Below are 23,257 nucleotides of genomic sequence, written 5' to 3' on the forward strand. Positions count from 1 at the left end.
AAGCCTGGGGCTTGCGCGCAAGGGGGGCGATGCGGAAAAAGCCTGGGGGGTGCGGCGCGTGCGACCGATTCGCCGCCGAATCTTCCGCGCCGCGCGCCGCTGCGGGAACCGGCGGGCGATTCGCGGCATCGGCGCGGCGTTTCCGGCGGGCGTGGGATGGGGTGACGGAGGAGGGGTTGCCGAGTCGCGGCGGCGGCGATTCGGCGGCGCGGAGGCGTGTTACAGGCTTGCGACTCCGCGGAATTCATTGGTTGTCTGGAACGTCCTAAAACGCGAACAACCACGATTGAAGTTGTTCTGCTCCGGAACCCTCCGAAAACGCCGACGCAGCCAGGGATTCCCTCGGCCCCGGCGTCCGTAAAAGGCAGATTATCGCTTTTATTTCAAAAGATTATACGCGACCGGCAAGCATCGGGCCGAGCGGCCGCCCGGCGAACACGTGCACGTGAAGGTGGGGCACTTCCTGGCCGCCGTTCAACCCGACGTTGCTTAAAACCCGGTAGCCCTCTGCCTCTGCGCCGAGCATGCGCGCGGTCTCGCCGACGGCACGGACGAATCCGGCGATTTCCTCCGCCGGGGCGTTGGCGGAGAAGTCCGCCATCGACACGTAGGCGCCCTTGGGAATCACCAGAACATGCAGCGGAGCCAAGGGGTTGATGTCGTGGAAGGCGAGCGCGTGCTCGGTTTCCAGCACCTTCTTGCAGGGGATCTCGCCGCGCAGGATTTTCGCGAACACGTTGTTCGGATCGTAAGCCACTCTCGTCTCCTTGGTTAACGGAACGGTGCAACGGCTTGCTGCGTCAGTCTTTCGGCCGCTTCGCCTTCTCCGCGAGGCCGGAGGTTCCGGTGCGCGCCGCAAGTTCCGCCCACACCGCGTCGGGGGAGATTCCGGCGTCGGCCCACAGCACCAGCATGTGATAGAGCAGGTCGGCGCTTTCCGGCACGATCTTCTCCGGCTCGGCGCAGGCGGCGATCACCAGCTCGGCGGCCTCCTCGCCCACTTTCTGCGCGATCTTGTTGCGCCCCTTGGCGAACAGCTTTGCGGTATAGGAGGAGGCGGGATCGGCGGTCTTGCGGGCGGCGATGGTGGCGGCGAGGGCGTCGAGCGGGTGGTCGGTCATCTTACGCGGGGCTTTCCTTTGGGGCGATTCGGCGGAGCGCGGTCTCCGGGCGGAGTCCGATGCTCCCGCTTCGCACCATACATGGCCTGGTCGGCGATGCGCAAAAGCAATTCGACGCTCTCGCCGTCGTCGGGGCAGACGGCGAGGCCGAGGCTGGCGCGGATCGGCCCCACCGTATCCCCTGCCGCGGCGGCTTCCATGCGGTCGGCGATCTTGGCGCGCACCGCCTCCGCCGCGGTGCGGGTTCTGCACGGGGCGAGGAGGACGACGAACTCGTCGCCGCCGAGGCGGCCCACCGCATCGCTGTCGCGGATGCAGGCGCGGATGCGCAAAACCGTTTCCCGCAGGCAATCGTCGCCCGCCTCGTGGCCGTAGATGTCGTTGATCTCCTTGAACTCGTCCAGGTCGGCGAAGATCAGGGCATAGCCCTCGCCGGCCGCCTCGTAGCGCGCCGCGGCGACGGCGAGGCACTCGTCGAAGGCGCTGCGGTTGAGCGCCCCGGTGAGCGGATCGACGGAGGCGCGGTGCAACAGGCGGATGTGGCGGTGGCGGCGCTCGGCCCACAGCACCGCGAAGATCCATGCTCCCAGGCCGAGCGCCAGGATCGAGGCGAAGGCGAAGGGCAGGAGGGTCTGCAAGATGTCGTTTTGCATCTCCGCCAGGGCCTCCGGCGAGAGGAAGGAGATGATCTTCCATTCCGAGGCCTCCGGCGCGGGTTCGCCGTCGCCGCGCAGCCCCCAGAAGCCCTTGATCGCCGGGTGCGCGGTGCGGAAGACGAAAACCCCGTCCTTGACCCGGATGACGCCGCTCTCCTCGCTTTGGATGCGGCCCCAGGCGACGGGGTAGCGCTGCGGCAGGCTCGCCTTGGCGAAATCCACGTGGTCGAAGCCCCAGGTCAGGGCGGAGGCCAGGGGGTGCGCCAGCCACAGGCTTTCGCGGTCGGCGACGATCAGGGTGGTGGTGGTGTGCGCGCCGATCTGCTCCATCTGGTCGAGAAGCACGTCGGCGCGGTAGGCGACCTCGACGATGTGGGTCGGTTTTCCTCCGGTGGCGGCGGCGGTGGTGGCGAAACGCCAGAGCGGGCGGGGCGAGGCGCCGTCGTGGCGGTCGTGGGCGAGCATCAGCATGCCCCCCGGCGCCATGCGCAGCACCGCGGCGCGCACCTGCGGCGAGAGGGGGCCGGGCGCAGCGCGCATGTGGAAGCTGATCTCGCCGTCGATGTCGGAAACCGCGATCAGTTCCCTGCCGGAGAGGTCGAGCAGGCGGATGGCGTCGTAGAGGCCGACGGCGTGCGCGAACTCGGCATATTCCCGCGCCAGGGCGGCGAGCGCAGGAGACCCGGGCGTGGCGGCGGCCAGTTCGCTCTGGCGGCTGAGAATCAGCAGGTCGGCGCGGATGCGGTGCAGGGCGTCGATCATCGCCGTGGTTTGCGCCGTCACCACCAGGGATTCGGCGGTTTCCATCTGCGCCAGGCGGCCCAGGCGGCGGATCTCGAAAAAACCGATGCAGGCGACCATCACCATGAGCGCGAGCCCGGCGAACAGCTTCGCGAACAGGGGAAACCAGGAGGGAGGGGAGCGTTCGCCTGCGATCACGAAAGCGGTCCTCGGCTCGGGTGACGGGAAAACACGGGCGCGGCCGGTCCCCGGTCGCGGGGCTCAGGCCGTCGGCACCGAACGCACCGGAATTCCGGCGGCGGCGAGATACGCTTTCGCCTCCGGAATGGAATAGTGCCCGAAGTGGAAGATCGAGGCGGCCAAAACCGCCGTCGCCCCGCCGTCGCGGATTCCTTCCACCAGGTGGTCCAGGTTGCCGACCCCGCCGGAGGCGATCACCGGGACGGAAACGGCGTCGGAAACCGCGCGCGTCAGCGCGATGTCGAAGCCCTGCCGCGTGCCGTCGCGGTCCATCGAGGTCAACAGAATCTCACCTGCTCCATATGTGGTCATTCGGCGCGCCCATTCCACCGCGTCGATGCCGGTGGGCTTGCGCCCGCCGTGGGTGAAAATCTCGAATTTTCCGGGGGCCGTCCGCTTCGCGTCGATGGCGACGACGATGCATTGGTTGCCGAACTTTTCCGCCGCCTCGCGCACGAACTCCGGATGGTGCACCGCCGCGGTGTTGATCGAAACCTTGTCGGCCCCGGCCAGCAGCAGCTTGCGGATGTCCTCCACCGCGCGCACCCCGCCGCCGACGGTGAGCGGCATGAAGCACTGCTCGGCGGTGCGGCGCACCACGTCGTAGAGGGTGTCGCGGTTGTCGGAGCTGGCGGTGATGTCGAGGAAGCAGAGTTCGTCCGCCCCCGCCGCGTCGTAGACGCGGGCCTGCTCCACCGGGTCGCCCGCGTCGATCAGATCGACGAAGTTGACCCCCTTGACGACCCGTCCGTCCTTGACGTCGAGGCAGGGGATGATGCGCATGCTGAGCATGGTCAGGCCGCCCCCAGGATGGCGATCGCCTCCCGCAGGTCGAGCTTGCCGTCGTAGAGCGCGCGCCCGGCGATCGCGCCGATCAGGCCGCTCTTGCGCGCCGCCGCCACGGCGCGGATGTCGTCCATTCCCGCCACCCCGCCGGAGACGATCACCGGCAGGCCGCAGGCCGCCGCAAGCCTGGCCGAGGCGGCGACGTTGGCGCCGCCCATCGCGCCGTCGCGCGAAATGTCGGTGTGGACGATCGCCGCCACGCCCGCGTCGGCGAAGCGGCAGGCGAGGTCCTCCGCGGTGACCTGCGAGGTTTCGGCCCAGCCCTCCACCGCGACGAAGCCGTCGCGCGCGTCGATGCCCACGGCGATGCGGCCGGGGTGGCGCGTGCAGGCGGCGGCGGCGAAATCCGGGTCGCGCACCGCAACGGTGCCGAGAATCACCCGCTCCACGCCGCGCGAAAGCCAGGCCTCGATGGTCGCCTCGTCGCGGATGCCGCCGCCGAGCTGCACCTTCACGTCGTTGTCCGCGGCGATTTCCAGAATCGCCTCCACCGCCGCGGCGTTCACCGGCTTGCCGGCGAACGCGCCGTTCAGGTCCACTACGTGCAGCCAGGTGCAGCCGGTGACGATGAAGCGTATCGCCTGGTCGGCGGGCGAGGCGTTGAACACCGTCGCCTGGTTCATTTCGCCTTTGTAAAGACGCACGCAGGCGCCGTCCTTGAGGTCGATGGCGGGGAAGAGAATCATGGTGCGGGCGTCCAGGAAAGGAAGTTGCGGATCACCGCCAGGCCGACCGCCTGGCTCTTTTCCGGGTGGAATTGGGTTCCGACGATGTTGCCGCGCCCCACCGCCGCGGTGACCGGCCCGCCGTAATCGGTGGTCGCCAGAACGTCCGCCGCATCGGCCGGGGCGAGCGCATAGCTGTGGACGAAATAGACCTGCGCCGCCGCGGGCAGGCCGCGGAACACCGGATGCGCCGCCCCGGCGGCGGTGAGCGCCAGGCCGTTCCACCCCATGTGCGGAATCTTCAGGCCCGGGCCTTCCGCCAGGCGCGACACCTCGCCCGGAATCCACCCGAGGCCCGGGTGGGTGCCGTGCTCGTGGCCCTCGGCGGCGAGCAGCTGCATGCCGACGCAGATGCCGAAGAACGGTTTCTTTTCGGCCAGCACCGCCTCGGCCAGCGCCTCGGCCAGGCCGCGGCGCGCCATCAGCCCGGCGCGGCAGTCGCCGAACGCGCCCACGCCGGGCAGCACGATGCGCTCCGCCGCGCGGATCGCCGCCGCATCGTCGGTGACGACGACGGAGAAGGACAATTCCGCCTCGGCGGCCGCGCGTTCGAACGCCTTGGCCGCCGAGCGCAGGTTGCCCGAGCCGTAATCGACGATCGCGACGGTCCGCGTCATGGCCGGTCCCGCGCCTCCACGCGCAGCGCGCCGCTGAGCACGCCCTTGGTGGAGGGCACCGCGGTGGCGGCGCGCGGGTCGATCTCCACCGCGGCGCGCAGCGCGCGCGCCAGCGCCTTGAAGCACGCCTCGACGATGTGGTGGGTGTTGCCGCCGTAGAGCGACTCCATGTGCAGGGTCGCCCCGGCGGTCTGCGCGAAGGCCTGGAACCACTCCTTGAACAGCTCGGTTTCCATGGTTCCCAGCCGCGCCTGCGGCAGCGCCACCCGCCAGATCAGGTATGGCCGGTTGGAGAGGTCGATGGCGCAGCGCGCCAGCGTTTCGTCCATCGGGATCAGGGCGTCGCCGTAACGGCGGATGCCGGCGCGGTCGGAAAGCGCCTGGGCGATCGCGGTGCCGATGGCCAGCCCGCTGTCCTCGGTGAGGTGGTGCGCGTCGATGTGCAGGTCGCCCTTGGCCTTGACCGTGAGGTCGATCAGGCTGTGGCGGGAAAGCTGCTCCAGCATGTGGTCGAGGAAGCCGACGCCGGTTGCGACGTCGTAGACTCCGGCGCCGTCCAGGTTCACCGTCACCGAGATCGCGGTTTCCCGCGTCACCCGTTCGACCGTTGCGGTTCTCATACCCGTTTCCTCCGCTGGCGGCGCGGCTCCTCCCGCGCCCCGCATGCATTCCCTGGGTGTATTACAGGAATGCGGGAGGAGAGGCAAATCCTTGCTCCGCCGAAGCTTGTGCGGTGTGCGGAAATAACGTGCGGGATTCGCCGCCTTTGCCGCGATGCCCATTGACAGCGGCAAAAAAACGCACGTATGCATGCAGTCAATAAAACATCTCCCTGATACCCCCCTTGAGAGATTCCAGTCCCATGATCGAACGTCGCTTACCCAAGAATGTCGTGACGGAAAACGGTCCGGACCCGATCGACGTCCACGTCGGGCAAAGAATCCGTCTGCGCCGCAATCTGGTGGGCATGACCCAGGAACAGCTTGCCGCCTCCGTCGGTGTGACATTCCAGCAAATCCAAAAGTATGAACGCGGCTTCAACCGCGTCTCCGCCAGCCGCCTTTACGACATCGGGCACGTGCTCTCGGTGCCGATCAGCTTCTTCTTCCAGGACGTCAACGCCCAGGTGGCGGAGGAACGCTACGGCGTGCTGCCGGACACCTTCGACGGCGCGGGCGCGCCGTCCGTTCTTGCCGAGGACGAAAGCTTCTCCGACGACCCGCTGTCGCGCACCGAAACCCTGGAGCTGGTGCGCAACTACTGGAAAATCCGCAACGAACGGGCGCGCGCCCAGGTCTTCGCCCTGATCAAGGCGATGGCCCAGGCGGACGCCTGAGCCCAACCGCGACGGTGGCGTTTCGGCGCCACCGGCCTTACATTGCATCCCTGTCCCCTCACGACAGGGAGTATCCTCCTTTGGAACCGCAATCCTGGCACGGAACCACCGTGGTTTCGATCCGCAAGGCCGGTCGTGTCGTCATCGCCGCCGACGGCCAGGTGACCCTTGGCAATACCGTGGTCAAATCCACCGCGCGCAAGGTCCGCCGCCTCGGCGACGGCCGCGTCCTCGCCGGGTTCGCCGGCGCGACGGCCGATGCCTTCACCCTGTTCGAACGCCTGGAGGCGAAGCTGGAACGCTTCCCCGGCCAGCTCACCCGCGCCTGCGTCGAACTCGCCAAGGACTGGCGCACCGACCGCTACCTGCGCCGCCTCGAGGCGATGATGGCGGTGGCGGACGCCGAAACCTCGCTCATCCTTTCCGGCACCGGCGACGTGCTGGAACCCGACGACGCCCTCATCGGCATCGGCTCCGGCGGGCCCTACGCGCTCGCCGCCGCCCGCGCCATGATCGACCGGCCCGACATGGACGCCGAGGCGATCGCGCGGCGCGCCGTGGAAATCGCCGCGGACATCTGCATCTACACCAACCGCAACATCGTGATCGAAAGCCTATGAACGTGTTCAGCCCCCGCGAAATCGTTTCGGAACTGGATCGGCACATCGTCGGCCAGACGGAAGCCAAGCGCGCCGTCGCCGTGGCGCTGCGCAACCGTTGGCGCCGCCAGCAGCTGCCCGAGGGCCTGCGCGAGGAAATCCTGCCGAAGAACATCCTGATGATCGGCCCCACCGGCGTCGGCAAGACCGAGATCGCGCGCCGCCTCGCCAGGCTCGCCCAGGCCCCGTTCATCAAGGTGGAAGCCACCAAGTTCACCGAGGTCGGCTACGTCGGCCGCGATGTGGAAAGCATCGTCCGCGATCTCCTGGAATCCGCCATCCAGACCACCCGCACCCGCCTGCGCCAGGATGTCCGCGCCAAGGCCGAAGGCGCGGCGGAGGAACGCGTCCTCGACGCCCTGGTCGGCGCGTCCGCCAATCCGGAAACCCGCCAGAAGTTCCGCGTCATGCTGCGCCAGGGCGAACTCGACTCGCGCACCATCGAAATCGAGGTCAAGGATACGGCGGGCGCGGCGCTCCCCACCTTCGACCTGCCCAACATGCCGGGCGCGCAGATGGGCGTGCTCAACCTCAACGACATCTTCGGCAAGGCGTTCGGCGGCGCGACGAAAAAGCGCAAGACCACGGTCTCCGAAAGCTACGAATTCCTCATCGCCGACGAAAGCGACCGCCTCCTCGACGAGGAACAGGTGGTCCGCGAGGCGATCCGCGTCACCGAGAACGACGGCATCGTCTTCCTCGACGAAATCGACAAGATCTGCGCGCGGGCGGAGATGAAGGGCGGGGCAGACGTCTCCCGCGAGGGCGTGCAGCGCGACCTCCTGCCCCTGATCGAAGGCACCACCGTCGCCACCAAACACGGCATGGTCAAAACCGACCACATCCTGTTCATCGCCTCGGGCGCCTTCCACCTCGCCAAACCGTCGGACCTGCTGCCGGAACTCCAGGGCAGACTGCCCAACCGCGTGGAACTCAAGGCGCTTTCCCGCGAAGACCTCAAACGCATCCTCACCGAGCCGGAAGCCAGCCTGATCACCCAGTATACCGCCCTCCTCGGCACCGAAAACGTCACCCTCGCCTTCGCCGAAGAGGCGATCGACGCCATCGCCGACCTCGCCGAGGAAATCAACCAGACGGTCGAAAACATCGGTGCACGAAGGCTCCATACGGTCCTGGAACGTCTGCTGGAGGAAATCAGCTTCACCGCCGCAGACCGCGCGGGCGAAACCGTCGAGATCACCGCCGAAATGGTCCAGGACCGCGTCGGCACCCTCGCCAAATCCTCGGACCTGTCGAAGTTCATCCTCTGAGGCGGGGAAAAACCAGGCCAGGGGCGCTGCCCCTGGACCCCGCTGGGGACGCGGTCCCCAGACCCCGCAACTTTTGGTTTTTGCGCGTAGCGCGAGAGAGCCGTCACGCGGGGTGACGGCCGATGGCCGCTATGCGGCGAAAAAAGTTAGGGGGTGCGCGAGGGGACCGAGTCCCCTCGCAACGTTTTGGTTCTTACTTCTTCGCCGCGGCGGCGCGGGCGATGGCTTCGGTGAGGACCTGTTTGGCTTCGGCGCAGGTTCCCCAGCCGAGGATTTTCACCCATTTGCCGTTTTCCAGGTCCTTGTAGTGGGCGAAGAAGTGTTCGAGGCGCAGGCGGTCGAGTTCCGCCACGTCGGTGACTTCCTGGACGTTGGAATAGAAGGATTTCAGCGATTCGTGGGGGACGCAGAGGAGCTTCTCGTCCATGCCCTTTTCGTCTTCCATGCGCAGCACGCCGACCGGGCGGGCGCGCACCACGGCGCCGGGGATGACCGGCAGGCGGCCGAGCAGCATGACGTCCACGGGGTCGCCATCCTCGGAGAGGGTATGGGGGACGAAGCCGTAATTGCAGGGGTAGTGCATGGCGGTATGGAGGAAGCGGTCCACCATCATGGCGCCGGATTCCTTGTCGAGTTCGTATTTCACCGGGTCGGCGAGCAGGGAGACCTCGACGAGGACGTTGACGTCGTGGGGCGGGTTCTTGCCGAGCGGGATCTTGTCGATATTCATCGGTGGGTCCTGTGTGTGGGGGAGAACGCGGCGTCTCCCATCCGGGTTTTGCTGAGAACATGGGCGAGCAGGGCCAATCCGGGAAGGGCCATCGCCGCGGTAAGGGCGAAAAAGGTGCTCCAGTCGCCGTTCAGGCGATCGACGATCCAGCCGCTGCTTCCGGCGAGCTGGATGCGCGCGAAGTTGGCGATGGAGGCGAGCAGCGCGTATTGGGTGGCGGCGTATCCGGCCTCGCAGAGGCGGGAGAGGAAGGCGACGAAGGCGACGGTGGCGAAGCCGGAGGTGAATCCGTCGCCCGCCACGGCGAGGATGAAGTGGGCGCGGTCCGGGGCGGCGGCGAGGGCGGAGAACAAGAGGTTGGTGGCGCTCATCACGATCCCGGCGAGGAAGAGACCGCGCCCGGCGCCGAGCACGCGTAACGCGCCGCCCGCGACCAGCCCGCCGGCGAAGGCCGCGCCGATGCCGTAAAGCTTGCTCACTTCGGCGATCGTTACGTAGTCGAAACCCATCTCTCGGAAGAACACCCCGCTCATCCGCCCGAGCATCGCGTCGCCGAATTTGAAGAGCACGATGAAGGCGAGGATTTCCGCCCACAGCGGCCGTTTGGCGAGGCTTTTCAGCGGGTCGATGACGGCGCGGGCGAGCGCGGCGGCGAAGCCCGGCTCCCGGTCCTCCGCGGCGGTTTGCGGCGCGGCGGGCTCGCGGATGAAAAACACGGCGAAAAGCGGCAGGGCGAGCGCGCAGGCGAGCGCGGCATAGGCGGCGGGCCAGCCGAAGCGGGCGGCGAGGACGAGGCCGCCCGCGCCGCCGACCACCGTTCCGCCGATGTGCCAGCCCGCCACGGTGGCGGCGGAGCCCGCGCCCATGTGCGGCGGATCGAGGGTTTCGATGCGGTAGGCGTCCACCACCACGTCGAGGGAGGCGGAGAGCGCGGCGACGGCCACTGCGCAGGCGGCCATGGCGGCGAGGCCGCCGCGCGGGTCTTGGCGGCCGAGCAGCAGCACCGCGGCGATCAGGCCGCAGAGCAGACAGGCGAGCCAGCCGCGCCGCTGCCCCAGGGAGGCGAACAGCGGCGGCCGCATGCGGTCGAACAGCGGCGCCCACAGGAAGTTGATCGCGTACGGCGTCGCCACCGCGCCGAAGGCGGCCACCGCGGTGCGGCTGAGCCCCGTATCCGCCAGCCAGATCGACAGGTTGGCGAACAGGAGCGGCGAGGGCAGGCCGCTCGCCACGCCGAGGATGAGCACCGGCAGCAGCCGGGCATCCCGATAGACGGCGAGCGCGGCGGCGAACCGGGGCATCGCCTCAGCCGGAATCGCGGGCGGCGCGGGCGGCGCGCTTGCGGTCGTTGGGGTCGAGGATCGCCTTGCGCAGGCGGATGTTGGTGGGCGTCACCTCGACCCGCTCGTCGTCCTCGATGTAGGAGAGCGCCTCTTCCAGCGACATCTTGCGCGGCGTGGTCAGGGTGACCGCCTCGTCCTTGGAGGTGGTGCGGATGTTGGTGAGCTGTTTCGCCCGCAGCGGGTTGACTTCGAGATCGTGGCCGCGCGCGTTCTCGCCGATGATCATGCCGGTATAGACGTCGATGCCCGAGGTGATGAACAGCGGGCCGCGTTCCTCCAGGTACCACAGGGCGTAGGGAACCGAGGTGCCCTGCGCGGTGGAGACGAGGACGCCGTTGCGGCGGCCTTCGATCGCGCCCTTGTAGGGGGCGTAGCCATGGAACAGGCGGTTCATCACGCCGGTGCCGCGGGTGTCGGTCATGAATTCGGAGTGATAGCCGATCAGCCCGCGCGACGGCGCGAGGAAGGAGAGCCGCATCTTGCCGCCGCCGGAGGGGCGCATCTCGGTCATCTCCGCCTTGCGCTGCGACATCTTATCGACCACGGAGCCGGAGTATTCCTCGTCCACGTCGATCACCACCTCCTCGATCGGCTCCTCGCGCTCCCCGGTTTCCGGGCTGTCGCGGAAGAGCACGCGCGGCCGCGAGACCGACATCTCGAAGCCCTCGCGGCGCATCGTCTCGATCAGCACGCCGAGCTGGAGTTCGCCGCGGCCGCCCACCTCGAAGGCGTCGCGGTCGGTGGATTCCTTGACGGTCAGCGCCACGTTGCACTCCGCCTCACGCTTCAGGCGCTCGCCGATCATCCGCCCGGTGACCTTCGTCCCCTCGCGCCCGGCCAAGGGCGAATCGTTGACCGAGAAGGTCATCGCCAGGGTCGGCGGGTCGATCGGGTGCGCCGCCAGCGCCTCGGTGACGTCCGGCGCGCACAGGGTGTCGGCCACCGTGGCGTCGGTGAACCCGGCGAGCGCGATGATGTCGCCCGCCTCGGCGGAGTCCACCGGCACGCGCTCGAGGCCGCGGAAGGAGAGAATCTGGCTGGCGCGCGCCAGCTCGACCGGGTTGCCGGTATGGGAGAGGGCCTTGAGCGCCATGTTGCGGGTGACCCGCCCGTCGAGGATGCGGCCGGTGAGCACGCGGCCGAGGTAGGGGTCGGCCTCCAGCGTCGTCGCCAGCATGCGGAACGGCTTCTCCAGGTTCGCCTCCGGCTCCGGCACGTGGGCGACGATCAGCTCGAACAGAGGGGTGAGGTCGGTGTGCGGATCGTCCAGCGACTTCGCCGCCCAGCCGTCGCGCCCCACCGCGTAGAGCATCGGGAAGTCCAGCTGCTCCTCGCTGGCGTCCAGCGCCGCGAACAGGTCGAAGATTTCGTCGTGCACTTCGTCGGGACGCGCGTCGCCGCGGTCCACCTTGTTGATCACCACGATCGGCCTGAGCCCAAGCTTCAACGCCTTGCCGACGACGAACTTGGTCTGCGGCAGCGGGCCTTCGGCGGCGTCCACCAGCACCACCACGCCGTCCACCATGTCGAGGATGCGCTCCACCTCGCCGCCGAAGTCGGCGTGGCCGGGGGTATCGACGATGTTGATGCGGATGTCGTGCCACAGCACCGAGGTGCACTTCGCCAGAATGGTGATGCCGCGCTCGCGCTCCAGGTCGTTGGAGTCCATGGCGCGTTCCGCCACCATCTGGTTGGCGCGGAAGGTTCCGCTCTGCTTCAGCAAATTATCGACCAGGGTGGTCTTGCCATGATCGACGTGCGCAATGATCGCGATATTGCGACGCTGCATTAACTTTGTCCTGTCAGGTTGGCGGTGCGAGACGGTGCCGGATCAAGCCGTCGCCCGCGCGTACAGTTCTCCCATGGGGCGCTCCGGTCTGGCCCCGAAATGGGTAATGATTTGCCCGGCTGCCAGGTTGCCCAGGCGGCCGCAGGCGGAAAGGTCGAGATCTTGCGTATAGGCACGCAAAAAACCGGCGGCGAAGGCGTCGCCCGCGCCGGTGGTGTCCACCACCGCTTCCACGGGGTCGGACGGCACGGCAAGGGTCTCCCCGCCCGCAACCACCACGCAGCCGTTGGATCCGCGGGTGATCGCGGCAAGGCGCACGTGCGGGCGCAGCGCGTCGAGCGCGGCGTCGAAGCTTTCGGACTCGAACAGCGCCATCGCCTCGTCCTCGTTGGCGAAGAGGATATCCGCCTCGCGCTTCACCAGGTCCTGGAATTCCTCGCGGTGGCGGTTGACGCAGAACGGGTCGGAGAGCGACAGCGCCACGGTGCGCCCGGCGGCGCGGGCGGCGTGGCAGGCCTTCAGCATCGCCGCCTTGGCGGCGGGCTCGTCTCACAGGTAGCCTTCGAGGTAGACCGCCTTGGCGTCGGCGATCAGCGCCGCGTCCACGTCGTCGGAGGTCAGCTCGCGGCAGGCGCCGAGATAGGTGTTCATCGTGCGCTCGCCGTCGGCGGTCACCAGGATCAGGCAGCGCGCGGTGGAAGCGCCGTCGGCGCTGGGCACGCAGCCGAAGGCGACGCCCGCCTTCTCGATATCGTGGCGGAACACCGTGCCGAGGAGGTCGTCCCGCACCTTGCCGATGTAGGCCGGGCTGCCGCCGAGCGCGGCGATCACCGCGGCGGTGTTGGCCGCCGAACCGCCCGAACACTCGACACCCGGGCCCATGGCGCGATAGATTGCCTCGGCGCGCTCGGCGTCGATCAGGGTCATGATGCCCTTGTCCATGCCGTGCGCGGCGAGGAAGGCCTCGTCGGCGTGGGCCAGGACATCGACGATGGCGTTGCCGACGGCAACCACGTCATGAGCCGTGGACATGCGCGTGCTCCTCCAAAAAACGGTTCTTCAAGCGGCGGCAGTATACCCAGCCGCGGGCCGATCACAAGCAGTCCCGGGTTGCGGTTGCGTGAATGCCGCAGGGACGAAACTTTCGAGGCGGTCTATAGATGTTTGGTCTGTTCGTCAAATCCCTTGCGCAATTATCCGACCCGCGCACCCGCGGCGTGCTGTGGCGGGCGGTCGGTTTGGGGCTTCTGCTCTACGTCGCGGTGGTCGCCGGGGTGTGGTGGGGGCTCACCTTCCTTTCCGAGACCCGGTGGGAAACCGTCAACGCGCTGATCGCCGCGGCGGGGGGCCTGGTCGCGGTGGTCGCGGGCGCGCTGATCTATCCGGCGCTGGTCACCGTGCTGATCGGCCTGTTCTCCGAAGCGATCTGCCGCCGCGTCGAAACCCTGCACTATCCGGAGCGCGGCGCGGGGCGGGAACAACCTCTGACGGAAATCCTCATCGGGACGATCAACTTTGCCGGAAAGACTCTTGCCCTGAATCTTCTCACGCTGTTGCTGACGTTCATCATTCCCGGCGTGAATATCTTTGTGTTTATTGCGATCAACGGCTATCTTGTGTCGGTTGAGTATTTTGAAATGGCCGCTGTCCGACGCGTCGATCTGAAACAGACCAACGCTTTGCGCAAGCGGCATTTCTTTCGATTGTGGGGAGCAGGCGCGGTTTTCGCGGTCGGTATGGCGGTGCCGGTGGTCGGCATCGTGGCGCCGGTGGTCGCGATGATCTTCATGGTCCACATGCTGGAGACCGCGCGCACTCCCGCACCCAAGAGTCCCTGAAAGGGACCGCAGACGAGGGATAGCCCCGCAAGCAATAGAGGGAGAACCGATATGTTCCGTTTGTCCGGGCTGGGACCGGCGCAGGTGCCGGAAGAAGTCCAAGACAAGGAGACCCCCGCCTCCGAACCCGCCGCCGCGCCGGAGTCCGCTCCACCGCTCAAACCGTTCTCGAAAAGGGGTAGCCACATGCCGAGCAAACCCTCTGCGCCCCAACAGCCCTTCCGCAACGATATTCCCCGCCGCGTCCTCGACATCCCCGGCGCGCAGCGCAAACCCGCAACCCCGGAAGGACTGGCGGGCGACGGCAAAAGGCTGGTCGTCGGCCGGGAAATCCGCCTCTCCGGCGCGATCTCCTCATGCGACTGCCTGGTCGTCGAAGGCCAGGTGGAAGCCGACCTCACCGAGGCGCGCATGGTCGTGGTCTCCCGCGGCGGCACCTTCAAAGGCACCGCCACCGTCGCCAACGCGGAAATCTCCGGCCTGTTCGACGGCAACCTCACCGTCTCCGATACCGCCACGGTCAAACCCGGCGGCGTGGTGCGCGGCACCATCCGCTATACCAACCTGGTGATGGAGAAAGGCGGCATCGTCGAAGGTACGCTGACCCCCCAGCCGCGCAAGTCCGCGCCGGTCAAGGGGCTGATGATGCCCTCCGACAGCGCCGACGACGGCAGGAGCTGACCGCTCTTGTCCTGCCCGACCGATATGCCGCGGCGTCCCCTGCGCGCCGCGGCGGCAGCCTTCCTGCTTTTCCTCACCGCCGCCTGCGCCGGACCCGGCCTGCAGGAACGCCCGCGCTTCGACCCCGCGCTCACCCGGGCGCTCGCCGCGCTCGCCCACCCCGACGCGCCGGTCCGTCTCGACGCGCCGCCCGGCCAAACCAGAAGCCTCGACGGCGCGCTGCTCAACGGACTGTCCGCCGCCGACGTCACCGTCATCCTCGGCCCGCCCGCGCGCACCCGCCACGATCCGCCCGCCCAGGTCTGGCTGTTCGAACGCCCGAACTGCTTCGTCGATGTCTTCCTCTACGACGAAGGCAACGGCTCGCGCGTCGTCTACGTCCAGGAACGCTCCCGCCTGGTGAAGAAAATCCGCCCCGGCGCCTGCCTCGGCGAGGTCTGGCAGACGCGCCAGGAAAAACCGCGGTAAAGCTGAAATGTTGCGAGGGGTCGCGGCCCCCTCGCGCTCCCCATAACTTTGTTTTTTGCGCGAAGCGCCATAAGCCTGCCGCTTCGCGGTGAAAAAAGCGGGGGGTCAAGGGGTCCGCGACCCCTTGCGGGTCCGGGCAGCGCCCGGTCCGGTTTTTGCCTCAAACCGTTTTGCTGTCGAAACGGCAGAGGGTGGCGATGGGGCAGGCCGGGCACTGCGGGCGCTGGGCCTTGCAGGTATAGCGCCCATGCAGGATCAGCCAGTGGTGGGCGTGGCGCTTGAACTCGGCGGGAATCGCCGCCTCCAGGCCCTTTTCCACCTCCAGCGGCGTCTTGCCCGGGGCCAGCCCGGTGCGGTTGCCGACGCGGAAGACGTGGGTGTCCACCGCGATGGTCGGCACGCCGAAGGCGATGTTGAGCACCACGTTGGCGGTCTTGCGCCCGACCCCGGGCAGCGATTCCAGGGCCTCGCGGTCGCGCGGCACCTGGCCGCCGAACGCGGCGATCAGCTTCCCGCTCAGCGCGATGACGTTCTTCGCCTTGGTCTTGTAAAGTCCGATGGTGCGGATCGCCTCGGCGAGCGCCGGCTCGCCCAGGGCGACCATCTGTTCCGGCGTGTCCACCCGCGCGAACAGGGGCCTCGTCGCCTTGTTCACTCCCTTGTCGGTCGCCTGCGCCGACAGCACCACCGCCACCAGCAGGGTGTAGGGGTTGACGTGCTCCAGCTCCCCCTGCGGCTCCGGATTCGCCGCCCGCAGCCGCGAAAACATCTCCCGGATTTCGGACTCGCTCAACGCCGTGGCCATGGCTTCGCCTTTCGAAAAACAAGGCCAGGGCTCCGCCCTGGACCCGCAAGGGGACTCGGTCCCCTTGACCCGTTAACTTGTTTTTCGCCGCGAAGCGGCAGGCAACGCCTTTGTTGCAACCGTCGTAGGCTTATGGCGCTTCGCGCAAAAACAAGTTATGGGGGGCGCGGGGGGACCGAGTCCCCCCGCAAGGTTTTGGTTTTTACATCCCCAGCACGTCGGTCATCGCGTAGAGGCCGGGTTTCTTTCCGGCGAGCCAGGCGGCGGCGCGGAGGCCGCCGGTGGCGAAGATGCTGCGCGCGGTGGCGCGGTGGGTGAGTTCGATGCGTTCGCCCGCGCCCGCGAGGATGACGGTATGTTCGCCGACCACGTCGCCGCCGCGCAGGGCGGCGAAGCCGATATCGCCCATGCGGCGTTCGCCGGTATGGCCGTGGCGGCCGCTCTGGGTGACTTCGGCGAGGGCGACGCTGCGGCCTTCCGCGGCGGCCTCGCCGAGGAGGATGGCGGTGCCGGAGGGGGCATCGACCTTGTGCTTGTGGTGCATTTCGACGATTTCGATGTCGAAGGCTTCCGCGGGCAGGGCGGCGGCGGCGTTCTTCACCAGGGCGGCCAGCAGGTTGACCCCGAGGCTCATGTTGAACGACTGGAGGATCGCCGCCTTGGCGGCGCAGGCGCGGATCTCCGCCAGGTCTTCCGGGGAGAGGCCGGTGGTGCCGATGACGGCGGGGGTTCCGGTTTCCGCGGCGAGGCGCGCGGTGGCGCGCGCGGTGGCGGGGGTGGTGAAATCGATCAGCGCGTCGGCATCGGCGAAGGCGGCGCGCGCATCCGCCTGCGCGGCGATGCCGATGGGCGCGCACCCGGCGAGCGTGCCGAGGTCCTGGCCGATCAGCGGCGAACCTTCGCGTTCCGTGCCGCCTGCGATCGCATGTCCGCCGCCTTCGAGGATGAGCTTCATCAAGAGGCGGCCCATGCGTCCGCCGCACCCGACGATTCCGAACTTCATGGTCTGGTTCCCCCTGTTGCTGCGTTTATTCCGTCAGGTCCTCCCAGAACTCCTTCACCTTCTTGAAGAAGCTGGTGGATTCCGGGCTGTGGTCCTCGCCCGCCTCGGCCGCGAACTCGCGCAGCAGCTCTTCCTGGCGTTTCGACAGGTTGACCGGGGTTTCGACCACCGTACGGACGAACATGTCACCGCGCGCCGGGCTGCGCAACACGCTCATGCCCTTGCCCTTCTGGCGGAACTGCGCGCCGGTCTGGGTGCCGCGCGGGATGTCGATCTTGGCGCGGCCGCCGTCGATGGTGGGCACTTCCACGGCGCCGCCGAGCGCAGCGGTGCTCATCGGGATCGGCACGGTGCAATAGATGTCCGCGCCCTGGCGCTGGAAGATGCGGTGCGGCTTGATCGACAGGAAGATGTAGAGGTCGCCGGGCGGCGCGCCGCGCAGGCCCGCCTCGCCCTCGCCGGAGAGGCGGATGCGGGTATCCTCCTCGACGCCCGCGGGGATGGCGACCTGCAGGGTCTTCGCCTTCTGCACCCGGCCGCTGCCGCCGCAGGCGGTGCAGGGGTCCTTGATCACCCGGCCCTGGCCGTGGCAGGTGGGGCAGGTGCGCTCGATGGTGAAGAAGCCCTGCTGCGCGCGCACCTTGCCCGCGCCGCGGCAGGTGGGGCAGGTCACCGGCTCCGCGCCGTCCTTGCCGCCGCTGCCCTTGCACGCCTCGCAGGGGACGGAGGTGGGGATTTCGATGGCGGTTTTGACCCCGGCGAAGGCTTCCTCCAGGGTGATCGTCATGTTGTAGCGCAGGTCGGCGCCGCGCATCGCGCCGCCGCCGCCGCCGCGGCGTCCGCCGCCCATGAACTCGCCGAACATTTCGTCGAAGATGTCGGAGAAGCCGGAGGCGAACTCGAAATCGAAGCCGCCGCCCGGCCGCGCGCCGCCCTGTTCGAAGGCGCGGTGGCCGTAACGGTCGTAGGCGGCCCGCTTCTGGTCGTCCTTGAGGATTTCGTAGGCCTCGTTGATTTCCTTGAAGGCGAGTTCCGCTTCCTGATCGCCCGGATTGCGGTCCGGGTGATACTGCATGGCGAGCTTGCGGTAGGCCTTTTTCAGCTCGTCGGCAGAGGCGGTGCGGGACACCCCCAGAACTTCATAGTAGTCGCGCTTACTCACCCATTCCCTCGCGTCGCGGCAACCGATGGCCCGTGCCTCCCCTGCGAAACCGGGCGGAACCGCGATGGGTTCCGCCCGAGGTCCGCATCCGGGAAGAGTGGGTTACTTCTTGGTGTTATCGACTTCCTCGAAGTCGGCATCGACGACGGCGTCGTCGCCCGGCTTGGCCTGCTGCTGCGCCCCGGCGGCTTCCGCCTCCGGCGCGGCCTCGGCGGCCTGGTCCTTGTACATCGCCTCGCCGAGCTTCATCGCCGACTGGGCGAGCGCCGCGGTCTTGGCCTTGATGTCGTCGAGGTCGTCGCCCGCCGCGGCGGTCTTGAGCGCGGCGACATCGGCCTCGATCTTGGCCTTGACCTCCGGCGGCACCTTGTCGGCGTGTTCGGAGAGGCTCTTTTCCGTCGAGTGCATCAGCGCGTCGGCGTGGTTCTTCGCCTCCACCAGTTCGCGGCGCGCCTTGTCCGCGGCGGCGTTGGCCTCGGCGTCGTGCACCATGTTCCGGATCTCGTCGTCGGAAAGACCGCCGGAAGCCTGGATGCGGATCACCTGCTCCTTGTTGGTCGCCTTGTCCTTGGCGGAAACGTTGACGATGCCGTTGGCGTCGATGTCGAAGGTCACCTCGATCTGCGGGAAGCCGCGCGGCGCGGGCGGAATGCCCACCAGGTCGAACTGGCCGAGGAGCTTGTTGTCCGCCGCCATTTCGCGCTCGCCCTGGAACACCCGGATGGTCACCGCGGTCTGGCTGTCCTCGGCGGTGGAGAAGATCTGGCCCTTGCGGGTCGGGATCGTGGTGTTGCGGTCGATCAGCCGGGTGAACACGCCGCCCAGGGTCTCGATGCCGAGCGACAGCGGCGTCACGTCGAGCAGCAGCACGTCCTTGACCTCGCCCTTCAGCACGCCGCCCTGGATCGCGGCGCCGATGGCGACCACTTCGTCCGGGTTGACGCCCTTGTGCGGCTCGCGGCCGAAGAACTGCTTCACCGTTTCCTGGATCTTCGGCATGCGGGTCATGCCGCCGACCAGGATCACCTCGTCGATTTCCGAGGGCTTGAGCCCCGCGTCCTTGAGCGCGGCCTTGCACGGGCCGATGGTCCGCGCGATCAGGTCCTCGACCAGGGCTTCCAGCTTGGCGCGGGTGAGCTTGACGTTGAGGTGCTTCGGCCCGTTCTGGTCCGCGGTGATGAACGGCAGGTTGACGTCGGTCTGCATCGCCGAGGACAGCTCGATCTTCGCCTTTTCGGCGGCTTCCTTCAGGCGTTGCAGGGCCAGGCGGTCCTTGCGCAGGTCGATGCCGGATTCCTTTTTGAACTCGTCGGCGAGGTAGTCGATGATCCGCGCGTCGAAGTCCTCGCCGCCCAGGAAGGTGTCGCCGTTGGTGGACTTCACCTCGAACACGCCGTCGCCGATCTCGAGGACCGACACGTCGAAGGTGCCGCCGCCGAGGTCGTAGACCGCGATCACACCGGTGTTGTTCTTGTCCAGGCCATAGGCGAGGGCCGCGGCGGTGGGCTCGTTGATGATGCGCAGAACCTCGAGGCCCGCGATCTTGCCCGCGTCCTTGGTCGCCTGGCGCTGGCTGTCGTTGAAGTAGGCGGGCACGGTGATCACCGCCTGGGTGACCTTCTCGCCGAGGAAGGATTCGGCGGTTTCCTTCATCTTCTGTAGGATGAAGGCGGAAATCTGGCTGGGCGCGTACTTCTGCCCGTCGGTTTCCACCCAGGCGTCGCCGTTGTCGCCGGGGACGATCTTGTAGGGGACCAGGTCCTTGTCCTTGCCCACCATCGGGTCGTCATAGCGGCGGCCGATCAGGCGCTTGATCGCGAACAGCGTCTTTTCCGGGTTGGTCACGGCCTGGCGCTTCGCCGGCTGGCCGACCAGGCGCTCGCCGGAATCCGAGAACGCCACCATCGACGGCGTGGTGCGGGTGCCTTCGGCATTTTCGATCACGCGGGCGTCCTTGCCATCCATGATGGCGACGCAGGAATTGGTGGTACCCAGGTCGATACCGATAACTTTGCTCATCTTGAACCTCTGTTTGTTACGGCAGGTTCACCGGGGCCTCGGCCGCATGGCCTTGACATAAGCACCCCAACGAACCCCCAGGGACGAATTCCGTCTTACGGTTTCCACAAGGGGGCCGCCGCGCCGCAGTGGCGAGCGGGAATCGCGGCAAACCCTTGTCCGATTGTCACCGGACGATATAAGAAAAGGCGAAGCGCGCCGCAACAGGAGATACGGCACGCGGAGATGAGGTATTAGCACTGTTTTCCGCCGATTGCCAAGGCCGGAGGTCCCCCGATGATCCGCTACCGCCTGCGCTGCGCCCATGGCCACGCCTTCGACTCCTGGTTCCGCAACGCGGACGCCTGCGACGCGGACCTCGCCGCCGCTTCGGTCGCCTGCCCGGAGTGCGGTTCCACCGAGGTCGCCAAGGCGATCATGGCCCCCGCCGTGGGCAAGCAGGCCGCTCCCGCCACCCCCTGCGGCAGGCCGGTGTGCGCCTGCGGCTGCCCGGCGCTGGACGGATGATCGTCTCGGCGAGCTACCGCACCGATATTCCGGCGTTCTTTTCCGCCTGGTTCGCCGAACGCTGGGCCGCGGGCTTCGCCGAGGTGGAAAACCCCTACAACCGCAAACCCTACCGCGTCAGCCTGAAACCGGAGGAGGTGGACGGCATCGTCTTCTGGACGCGCGCGGCCAGACCCTTCTTCGGCTGCCTCGACCGCGTCGCGGAGGACGGCGTGCCCTTCTTCGTTCACTACACCGTCACCGGCTACGGCGCGGAGCTGGAGCCCGGCGTGCCGGACTGGCGCAAGGGCGCGGAAACCCTCCACGCGCTCGCCGACCGATTCGGCAAGGAGTCCGTGGTCTGGCGCTACGACCCCGTGCTGATCACCGAAACCCAAACCTGGGACTGGCACGCGGAGCACTTCGCCGAGCTCGCTGCCGCGATCAAGGGCGCGACCGACGAGGCGGCGCTCTCCTTCGCCCAGTTCTATGCGAAGACCAGACGCGGCCTCGCGGGGCAGGCCGCCCGCGACCCGGACGCGGCGGAAAAGCGCACCGCCCTCGCCACGTTCCGCGACATCGCGGCGGGCCACGGCCTCGCCCTCAGCCTCTGCGCCCAGCCGGAGCTGCTGATCGAAGGCGTGCGCGATGCCGCCTGCATCGATGCGGCCCGTCTCTCCCGCATCGCGGGCCGCCCCATCGCCGCCGCCGCCAAACCGCACCGCCCCACCTGCCGCTGCGCCCAGTCGCGCGATATCGGCACCTTCGCCACCTGCCGCTTCGGTTGCCGTTATTGCTATGCCGCATAAAAAAAGGCCGGGGCGCTGCCCCGGACCCCGCTGGGGACTCGGTCCCCAGACCTCATAACTTTTTTGCGCGTAGCGCGAGACAATCATCGCGCGGCGTGGCGGGTATTGCCGCTACGCGGCGAAAAACTTAGGGGAGGCCGGAGCCGTTCGCCGACGGCGGCGGAAACGCCCAGTGGGCGTTTCCGAGGCGGAGATGGCCCTCCGGAACGTTTTGGCTTTCGGGACATCTTGACGCCGCGTGTAGATTTCCTTGTGCCGTTCCTTCATCCCGTTCCCCTCCGCTTTACTGTTTGCCGCCGCTCCAATCGATCTCGGGCTCGCCCAGGCTGCCGTCGTCGCCGATGGGAATACGCCCGCTGACCGGCGGCCCCCCCCATTCGCCGTGCATGTCGAACGGCTTGGCCTTGCCCTGATTCTCCAGCACGAGCATCTCGTCGCCGGTGACCAGTCCGCCCAGGAAGGAGGTATCCTTCTGCCAGTCGTAGACGTCGCGCCAGCGGTGCGCCTGGTCCCCTTCCACCCGGATGTTACCGCCATCACGGGTAAAAGTTAAGGTGGCGGTCGTGTCCAGGTTGCTCTTTCCGCTTGCATAGTGCAGGTCGTTGAAGCCGTCGGCGTTTATATCTTTGTTCTGCCGTGTCAGAGGGTGGGTCAGGCTCTGGCCCTCCTTCAGCGCGGCTAGCTTGTCGCGCGGGCCGGGTTGATTCGGAAAATTCTTATCCATCCACCCCCGATTCTGCTCTTCCGCATCCCGGATCGCCGGGCCGGAGCGGAGGGTGCGCCCGGCCGCGTCGTATGCCTCGGCGTCGGGGTAGGCGCGGGCGAACTCCTGCGTCACGTGCGCGCGCAGCCGGTCGTCCGCGGGGTCGTGATACAGCGGATGCTCCATCAGGGAGCGCAAACGCCGGTCAACGGTGTCGCCCGCGGGCACGATGGGAAAACCGCCCCCGGAGGACGGGGCGGCATCAGAAAATAACGAATTTCGTATTTTTTACGCATGGCAATCCCCCTGATTTTTGCGAGTTCTTGCTGGCATTCTACAAAATTTCACCGAAAAACGCAAGGAAGTATGACGAATATCGGTATTTAAGGCCTGTATCACATAAAACAAGGCCGGGGCGCAGTTCGAAAAATGCTTGAGGCATTTTTCTCATCCTCGGCTCCGCCTCGGACCGTTGCCTTCGGCAACGTCCCTACGAACGCCTTCGGCGTTCTCCGTGCCCCGGACCCTGCTGGGGACTCGTCCCCAGACCCCATGAATTTCGGTTTTTGCGCGTAGCGCGATAAATTACGTCACGCGGCGTAATCGTTGACTGCCGCTGCGCGGCGAAAAACTTAGGGGAAGCGCGGAGGGTCCGCGACCCTCCGCGAAGTTTTTACCTTTACGCCTTGGCTTCGGCTTCGGCCATGCGCTGCTGGTAGATTTCGACGAAGTCGATGGGGGCGATCATCAAGGGCGGGAAGCCCGCGTCGCGGGTGATGCCGGCGACCACGGCGCGCGCGAACGGGAAGAGGTGGCGCGGCACTTCGATGAACAGCATCGGCTTCAGGTGTTCCTCGGGGACGTTGAGGGTGACGATGCCGCAATAGAGGATTTCCACCAGGAAGGCGGGTTTCTCTTCGGTCTTGGCCTCGACGTTGAGGATGAGGTCCACCTCGTACATCTCGGCATGCAGTTGGGTGGCCTTGACGTCCACGGAGATGCCGATGGAGGGGCCGTCGCCGCTCGCCATGTCGGCGAAGATTTCCGGGACGTGCGGCGCCTCGAAGGAGAAGTCCTTGATGAACTGGCCGTTGATCGTCAGCGGCGGGGCGGGGGTCTGGTTTTCGGCGCCGGCGGCGTCCTGTCCTTCGGTCATTACAGCATCTCCGGTGAAGGGAAGGGTGCCTTTTCGTAGCCGAAAGGCCCCCT

General features: G+C 67.5%; 24 protein-coding genes and 1 pseudogene. 8 read left to right on the forward strand and 17 right to left on the reverse strand.

What is annotated here, in order from left to right; all coding sequences use genetic code 11:
• Positions 1 to 391 precede the first annotated feature (391 nt).
• From O7R11_RS04890 to hisB, 7 genes are all read right to left on the reverse strand, one after another.
• Positions 392 to 757, reverse strand: a complete 366-nt coding sequence (locus tag O7R11_RS04890; protein WP_337996372.1) for a histidine triad nucleotide-binding protein — start codon at positions 755 to 757, stop codon at positions 392 to 394.
• 43 nt (positions 758 to 800) lie between these two features.
• Entirely contained in the window at positions 801 to 1,121 is a 321-nt protein-coding gene (locus tag O7R11_RS04895) for a phosphoribosyl-ATP diphosphatase (protein ID WP_337996373.1), read from the reverse strand.
• A complete protein-coding gene (locus O7R11_RS04900; protein WP_337996374.1) occupies positions 1,118 to 2,716 on the reverse strand; it encodes a GGDEF domain-containing protein in 1,599 nt (532 codons plus the stop codon). The genes O7R11_RS04895 and O7R11_RS04900 overlap by 4 nt, the downstream gene beginning before the upstream one ends.
• 63 nt (positions 2,717 to 2,779) lie before the next feature.
• Positions 2,780 to 3,550, reverse strand: a complete 771-nt coding sequence (gene hisF, locus O7R11_RS04905; protein ID WP_337996375.1) for an imidazole glycerol phosphate synthase subunit HisF — start codon at positions 3,548 to 3,550, stop codon at positions 2,780 to 2,782.
• A 2-nt stretch (positions 3,551 to 3,552) separates the two neighbouring features.
• Positions 3,553 to 4,290, reverse strand: a complete 738-nt coding sequence (gene hisA, locus O7R11_RS04910; protein ID WP_337996376.1) for a 1-(5-phosphoribosyl)-5-[(5-phosphoribosylamino)methylideneamino]imidazole-4-carboxamide isomerase — start codon at positions 4,288 to 4,290, stop codon at positions 3,553 to 3,555.
• Positions 4,287 to 4,946 (reverse strand): imidazole glycerol phosphate synthase subunit HisH, encoded by a 660-nt coding sequence (gene hisH, locus O7R11_RS04915; RefSeq protein ID WP_337996377.1) that lies wholly within the window; start codon positions 4,944 to 4,946, stop codon positions 4,287 to 4,289. The genes hisA and hisH overlap by 4 nt, the downstream gene beginning before the upstream one ends.
• Positions 4,943 to 5,566: an imidazoleglycerol-phosphate dehydratase HisB gene (gene hisB, locus O7R11_RS04920; protein ID WP_337996378.1), complete on the reverse strand. Its 624-nt coding sequence runs from the start codon at positions 5,564 to 5,566 to the stop codon at positions 4,943 to 4,945. The genes hisH and hisB overlap by 4 nt, the downstream gene beginning before the upstream one ends.
• A gap of 242 nt (positions 5,567 to 5,808) precedes the next feature.
• Here hisB and O7R11_RS04925 point away from each other — a divergent pair, with 242 nt between their 5' ends.
• From O7R11_RS04925 to hslU, 3 genes are all read left to right on the forward strand, one after another.
• On the forward strand, positions 5,809 to 6,282 hold the full coding sequence (locus O7R11_RS04925) for a helix-turn-helix domain-containing protein (protein WP_337996379.1): 474 nt from the start codon (positions 5,809 to 5,811) through the stop codon (positions 6,280 to 6,282).
• Between the two features lie 80 nt (positions 6,283 to 6,362).
• Positions 6,363 to 6,902, forward strand: a complete 540-nt coding sequence (hslV, locus tag O7R11_RS04930; protein WP_337996380.1) for an ATP-dependent protease subunit HslV — start codon at positions 6,363 to 6,365, stop codon at positions 6,900 to 6,902.
• Positions 6,899 to 8,212 carry an ATP-dependent protease ATPase subunit HslU gene (hslU, locus tag O7R11_RS04935; protein WP_337996381.1) on the forward strand — a complete coding sequence of 438 codons (1,314 nt, stop codon included), beginning with the start codon at positions 6,899 to 6,901 and terminating at the stop codon, positions 8,210 to 8,212. Before hslV ends, hslU begins: the two co-directional genes overlap by 4 nt.
• Before the next feature lie 193 nt (positions 8,213 to 8,405).
• Here the strand turns inward: hslU and ppa are convergent, their stop codons facing one another.
• The 4 genes and pseudogenes from ppa to O7R11_RS04955 all read right to left on the reverse strand — a co-directional run bounded on the left by ppa (position 8,406) and on the right by O7R11_RS04955 (position 13,106).
• Complete coding sequence (ppa, locus tag O7R11_RS04940) at positions 8,406 to 8,942, reverse strand: inorganic diphosphatase (RefSeq protein ID WP_337996382.1); 537 nt, start codon at positions 8,940 to 8,942, stop codon at positions 8,406 to 8,408.
• Positions 8,939 to 10,243 carry an AmpG family muropeptide MFS transporter gene (locus O7R11_RS04945; RefSeq protein ID WP_337996383.1) on the reverse strand — a complete coding sequence of 435 codons (1,305 nt, stop codon included), beginning with the start codon at positions 10,241 to 10,243 and terminating at the stop codon, positions 8,939 to 8,941. Before O7R11_RS04945 ends, ppa begins: the two co-directional genes overlap by 4 nt.
• Positions 10,244 to 10,247: 4 nt before the next feature.
• Positions 10,248 to 12,074 carry a translational GTPase TypA gene (gene typA, locus O7R11_RS04950; protein WP_337996384.1) on the reverse strand — a complete coding sequence of 609 codons (1,827 nt, stop codon included), beginning with the start codon at positions 12,072 to 12,074 and terminating at the stop codon, positions 10,248 to 10,250.
• A 42-nt stretch (positions 12,075 to 12,116) separates the two neighbouring features.
• Positions 12,117 to 13,106, reverse strand: a pseudogene (locus tag O7R11_RS04955) (adenosine kinase).
• 128 nt (positions 13,107 to 13,234) lie between these two features.
• Between O7R11_RS04955 and O7R11_RS04960 the strand changes: the two are divergent.
• From O7R11_RS04960 to O7R11_RS04970, 3 genes are all read left to right on the forward strand, one after another.
• Positions 13,235 to 13,912: an EI24 domain-containing protein gene (locus tag O7R11_RS04960; RefSeq protein WP_337996385.1), complete on the forward strand. Its 678-nt coding sequence runs from the start codon at positions 13,235 to 13,237 to the stop codon at positions 13,910 to 13,912.
• A gap of 186 nt (positions 13,913 to 14,098) precedes the next feature.
• Complete coding sequence (locus tag O7R11_RS04965) at positions 14,099 to 14,593, forward strand: bactofilin family protein (RefSeq protein WP_337996386.1); 495 nt, start codon at positions 14,099 to 14,101, stop codon at positions 14,591 to 14,593.
• A 6-nt stretch (positions 14,594 to 14,599) separates the two neighbouring features.
• Positions 14,600 to 15,061, forward strand: coding sequence for a hypothetical protein (locus O7R11_RS04970; RefSeq protein WP_337996387.1), 462 nt, complete (start codon positions 14,600 to 14,602; stop codon positions 15,059 to 15,061).
• Positions 15,062 to 15,221: 160 nt separating this feature from the next.
• Here the strand turns inward: O7R11_RS04970 and nth are convergent, their stop codons facing one another.
• From nth to dnaK, 4 genes are all read right to left on the reverse strand, one after another.
• The gene (gene nth, locus O7R11_RS04975) at positions 15,222 to 15,866 is read right to left on the reverse strand and encodes an endonuclease III (protein WP_337996388.1); all 645 of its coding nucleotides are present in this window, start codon (positions 15,864 to 15,866) and stop codon (positions 15,222 to 15,224) included.
• A gap of 202 nt (positions 15,867 to 16,068) precedes the next feature.
• A complete protein-coding gene (gene dapB, locus O7R11_RS04980; protein WP_337996389.1) occupies positions 16,069 to 16,869 on the reverse strand; it encodes a 4-hydroxy-tetrahydrodipicolinate reductase in 801 nt (266 codons plus the stop codon).
• Positions 16,870 to 16,894: 25 nt separating this feature from the next.
• Positions 16,895 to 18,031: a molecular chaperone DnaJ gene (dnaJ, locus tag O7R11_RS04985; RefSeq protein WP_337996390.1), complete on the reverse strand. Its 1,137-nt coding sequence runs from the start codon at positions 18,029 to 18,031 to the stop codon at positions 16,895 to 16,897.
• A gap of 102 nt (positions 18,032 to 18,133) precedes the next feature.
• Positions 18,134 to 20,050, reverse strand: coding sequence for a molecular chaperone DnaK (gene dnaK / locus O7R11_RS04990; RefSeq protein ID WP_337996391.1), 1,917 nt, complete (start codon positions 20,048 to 20,050; stop codon positions 18,134 to 18,136).
• Positions 20,051 to 20,326: 276 nt separating this feature from the next.
• On the opposite strand from dnaK, the gene O7R11_RS04995 reads away from it, so the two are divergent.
• Positions 20,327 to 20,557, forward strand: a complete 231-nt coding sequence (locus O7R11_RS04995) for a DUF1178 family protein (RefSeq protein ID WP_337996392.1) — start codon at positions 20,327 to 20,329, stop codon at positions 20,555 to 20,557.
• Complete coding sequence (locus tag O7R11_RS05000) at positions 20,554 to 21,345, forward strand: DUF1848 domain-containing protein (protein WP_337996393.1); 792 nt, start codon at positions 20,554 to 20,556, stop codon at positions 21,343 to 21,345. Before O7R11_RS04995 ends, O7R11_RS05000 begins: the two co-directional genes overlap by 4 nt.
• A 283-nt stretch (positions 21,346 to 21,628) precedes the next feature.
• On the opposite strand, the gene O7R11_RS05005 is transcribed toward O7R11_RS05000, so the two are convergent.
• Together O7R11_RS05005 and secB are read right to left on the reverse strand one after the other, a co-directional pair.
• Positions 21,629 to 22,276, reverse strand: coding sequence for a hypothetical protein (locus O7R11_RS05005; RefSeq protein ID WP_337996394.1), 648 nt, complete (start codon positions 22,274 to 22,276; stop codon positions 21,629 to 21,631).
• Positions 22,277 to 22,727: 451 nt separating this feature from the next.
• On the reverse strand, positions 22,728 to 23,204 hold the full coding sequence (gene secB / locus O7R11_RS05010; RefSeq protein WP_337996395.1) for a protein-export chaperone SecB: 477 nt from the start codon (positions 23,202 to 23,204) through the stop codon (positions 22,728 to 22,730).
• Between the last annotated feature and the right edge of the window lie 53 nt (positions 23,205 to 23,257).

Origin of the sequence: Oleispirillum naphthae, assembly GCA_027864655.1 — a bacterium.
GTDB classification, from domain to species: domain Bacteria; phylum Pseudomonadota; class Alphaproteobacteria; order Rhodospirillales; family Rhodospirillaceae; genus Oleispirillum; species Oleispirillum naphthae.

Bases quoted from the DNA above. Each gene is read 5' to 3' on its own strand.
- O7R11_RS04895 (WP_337996373.1), bottom strand. From the start codon at position 1,121: ATGACCGACCACCCGCTCGACGCCCTCGCCGCCACCATCGCCGCCCGC.
- hisF (WP_337996375.1), bottom strand. From the start codon at position 3,550: ATGCTCAGCATGCGCATCATCCCCTGCCTCGACGTCAAGGACGGACGG.
- hisA (WP_337996376.1), bottom strand. From the start codon at position 4,290: ATGATTCTCTTCCCCGCCATCGACCTCAAGGACGGCGCCTGCGTGCGT.
- hisH (WP_337996377.1), bottom strand. From the start codon at position 4,946: ATGACGCGGACCGTCGCGATCGTCGATTACGGCTCGGGCAACCTGCGC.
- hisB (WP_337996378.1), bottom strand. From the start codon at position 5,566: ATGAGAACCGCAACGGTCGAACGGGTGACGCGGGAAACCGCGATCTCG.
- O7R11_RS04925 (WP_337996379.1), top strand. From the start codon at position 5,809: ATGATCGAACGTCGCTTACCCAAGAATGTCGTGACGGAAAACGGTCCG.
- hslU (WP_337996381.1), top strand. From the start codon at position 6,899: ATGAACGTGTTCAGCCCCCGCGAAATCGTTTCGGAACTGGATCGGCAC.
- ppa (WP_337996382.1), bottom strand. From the start codon at position 8,942: ATGAATATCGACAAGATCCCGCTCGGCAAGAACCCGCCCCACGACGTC.
- O7R11_RS04945 (WP_337996383.1), bottom strand. From the start codon at position 10,243: ATGCCCCGGTTCGCCGCCGCGCTCGCCGTCTATCGGGATGCCCGGCTG.
- typA (WP_337996384.1), bottom strand. From the start codon at position 12,074: ATGCAGCGTCGCAATATCGCGATCATTGCGCACGTCGATCATGGCAAG.
- O7R11_RS04960 (WP_337996385.1), top strand. From the start codon at position 13,235: ATGTTTGGTCTGTTCGTCAAATCCCTTGCGCAATTATCCGACCCGCGC.
- O7R11_RS04965 (WP_337996386.1), top strand. From the start codon at position 14,099: ATGCCGAGCAAACCCTCTGCGCCCCAACAGCCCTTCCGCAACGATATT.
- nth (WP_337996388.1), bottom strand. From the start codon at position 15,866: ATGGCCACGGCGTTGAGCGAGTCCGAAATCCGGGAGATGTTTTCGCGG.
- dapB (WP_337996389.1), bottom strand. From the start codon at position 16,869: ATGAAGTTCGGAATCGTCGGGTGCGGCGGACGCATGGGCCGCCTCTTG.
- dnaK (WP_337996391.1), bottom strand. From the start codon at position 20,050: ATGAGCAAAGTTATCGGTATCGACCTGGGTACCACCAATTCCTGCGTC.
- O7R11_RS04995 (WP_337996392.1), top strand. From the start codon at position 20,327: ATGATCCGCTACCGCCTGCGCTGCGCCCATGGCCACGCCTTCGACTCC.
- O7R11_RS05000 (WP_337996393.1), top strand. From the start codon at position 20,554: ATGATCGTCTCGGCGAGCTACCGCACCGATATTCCGGCGTTCTTTTCC.
- secB (WP_337996395.1), bottom strand. From the start codon at position 23,204: ATGACCGAAGGACAGGACGCCGCCGGCGCCGAAAACCAGACCCCCGCC.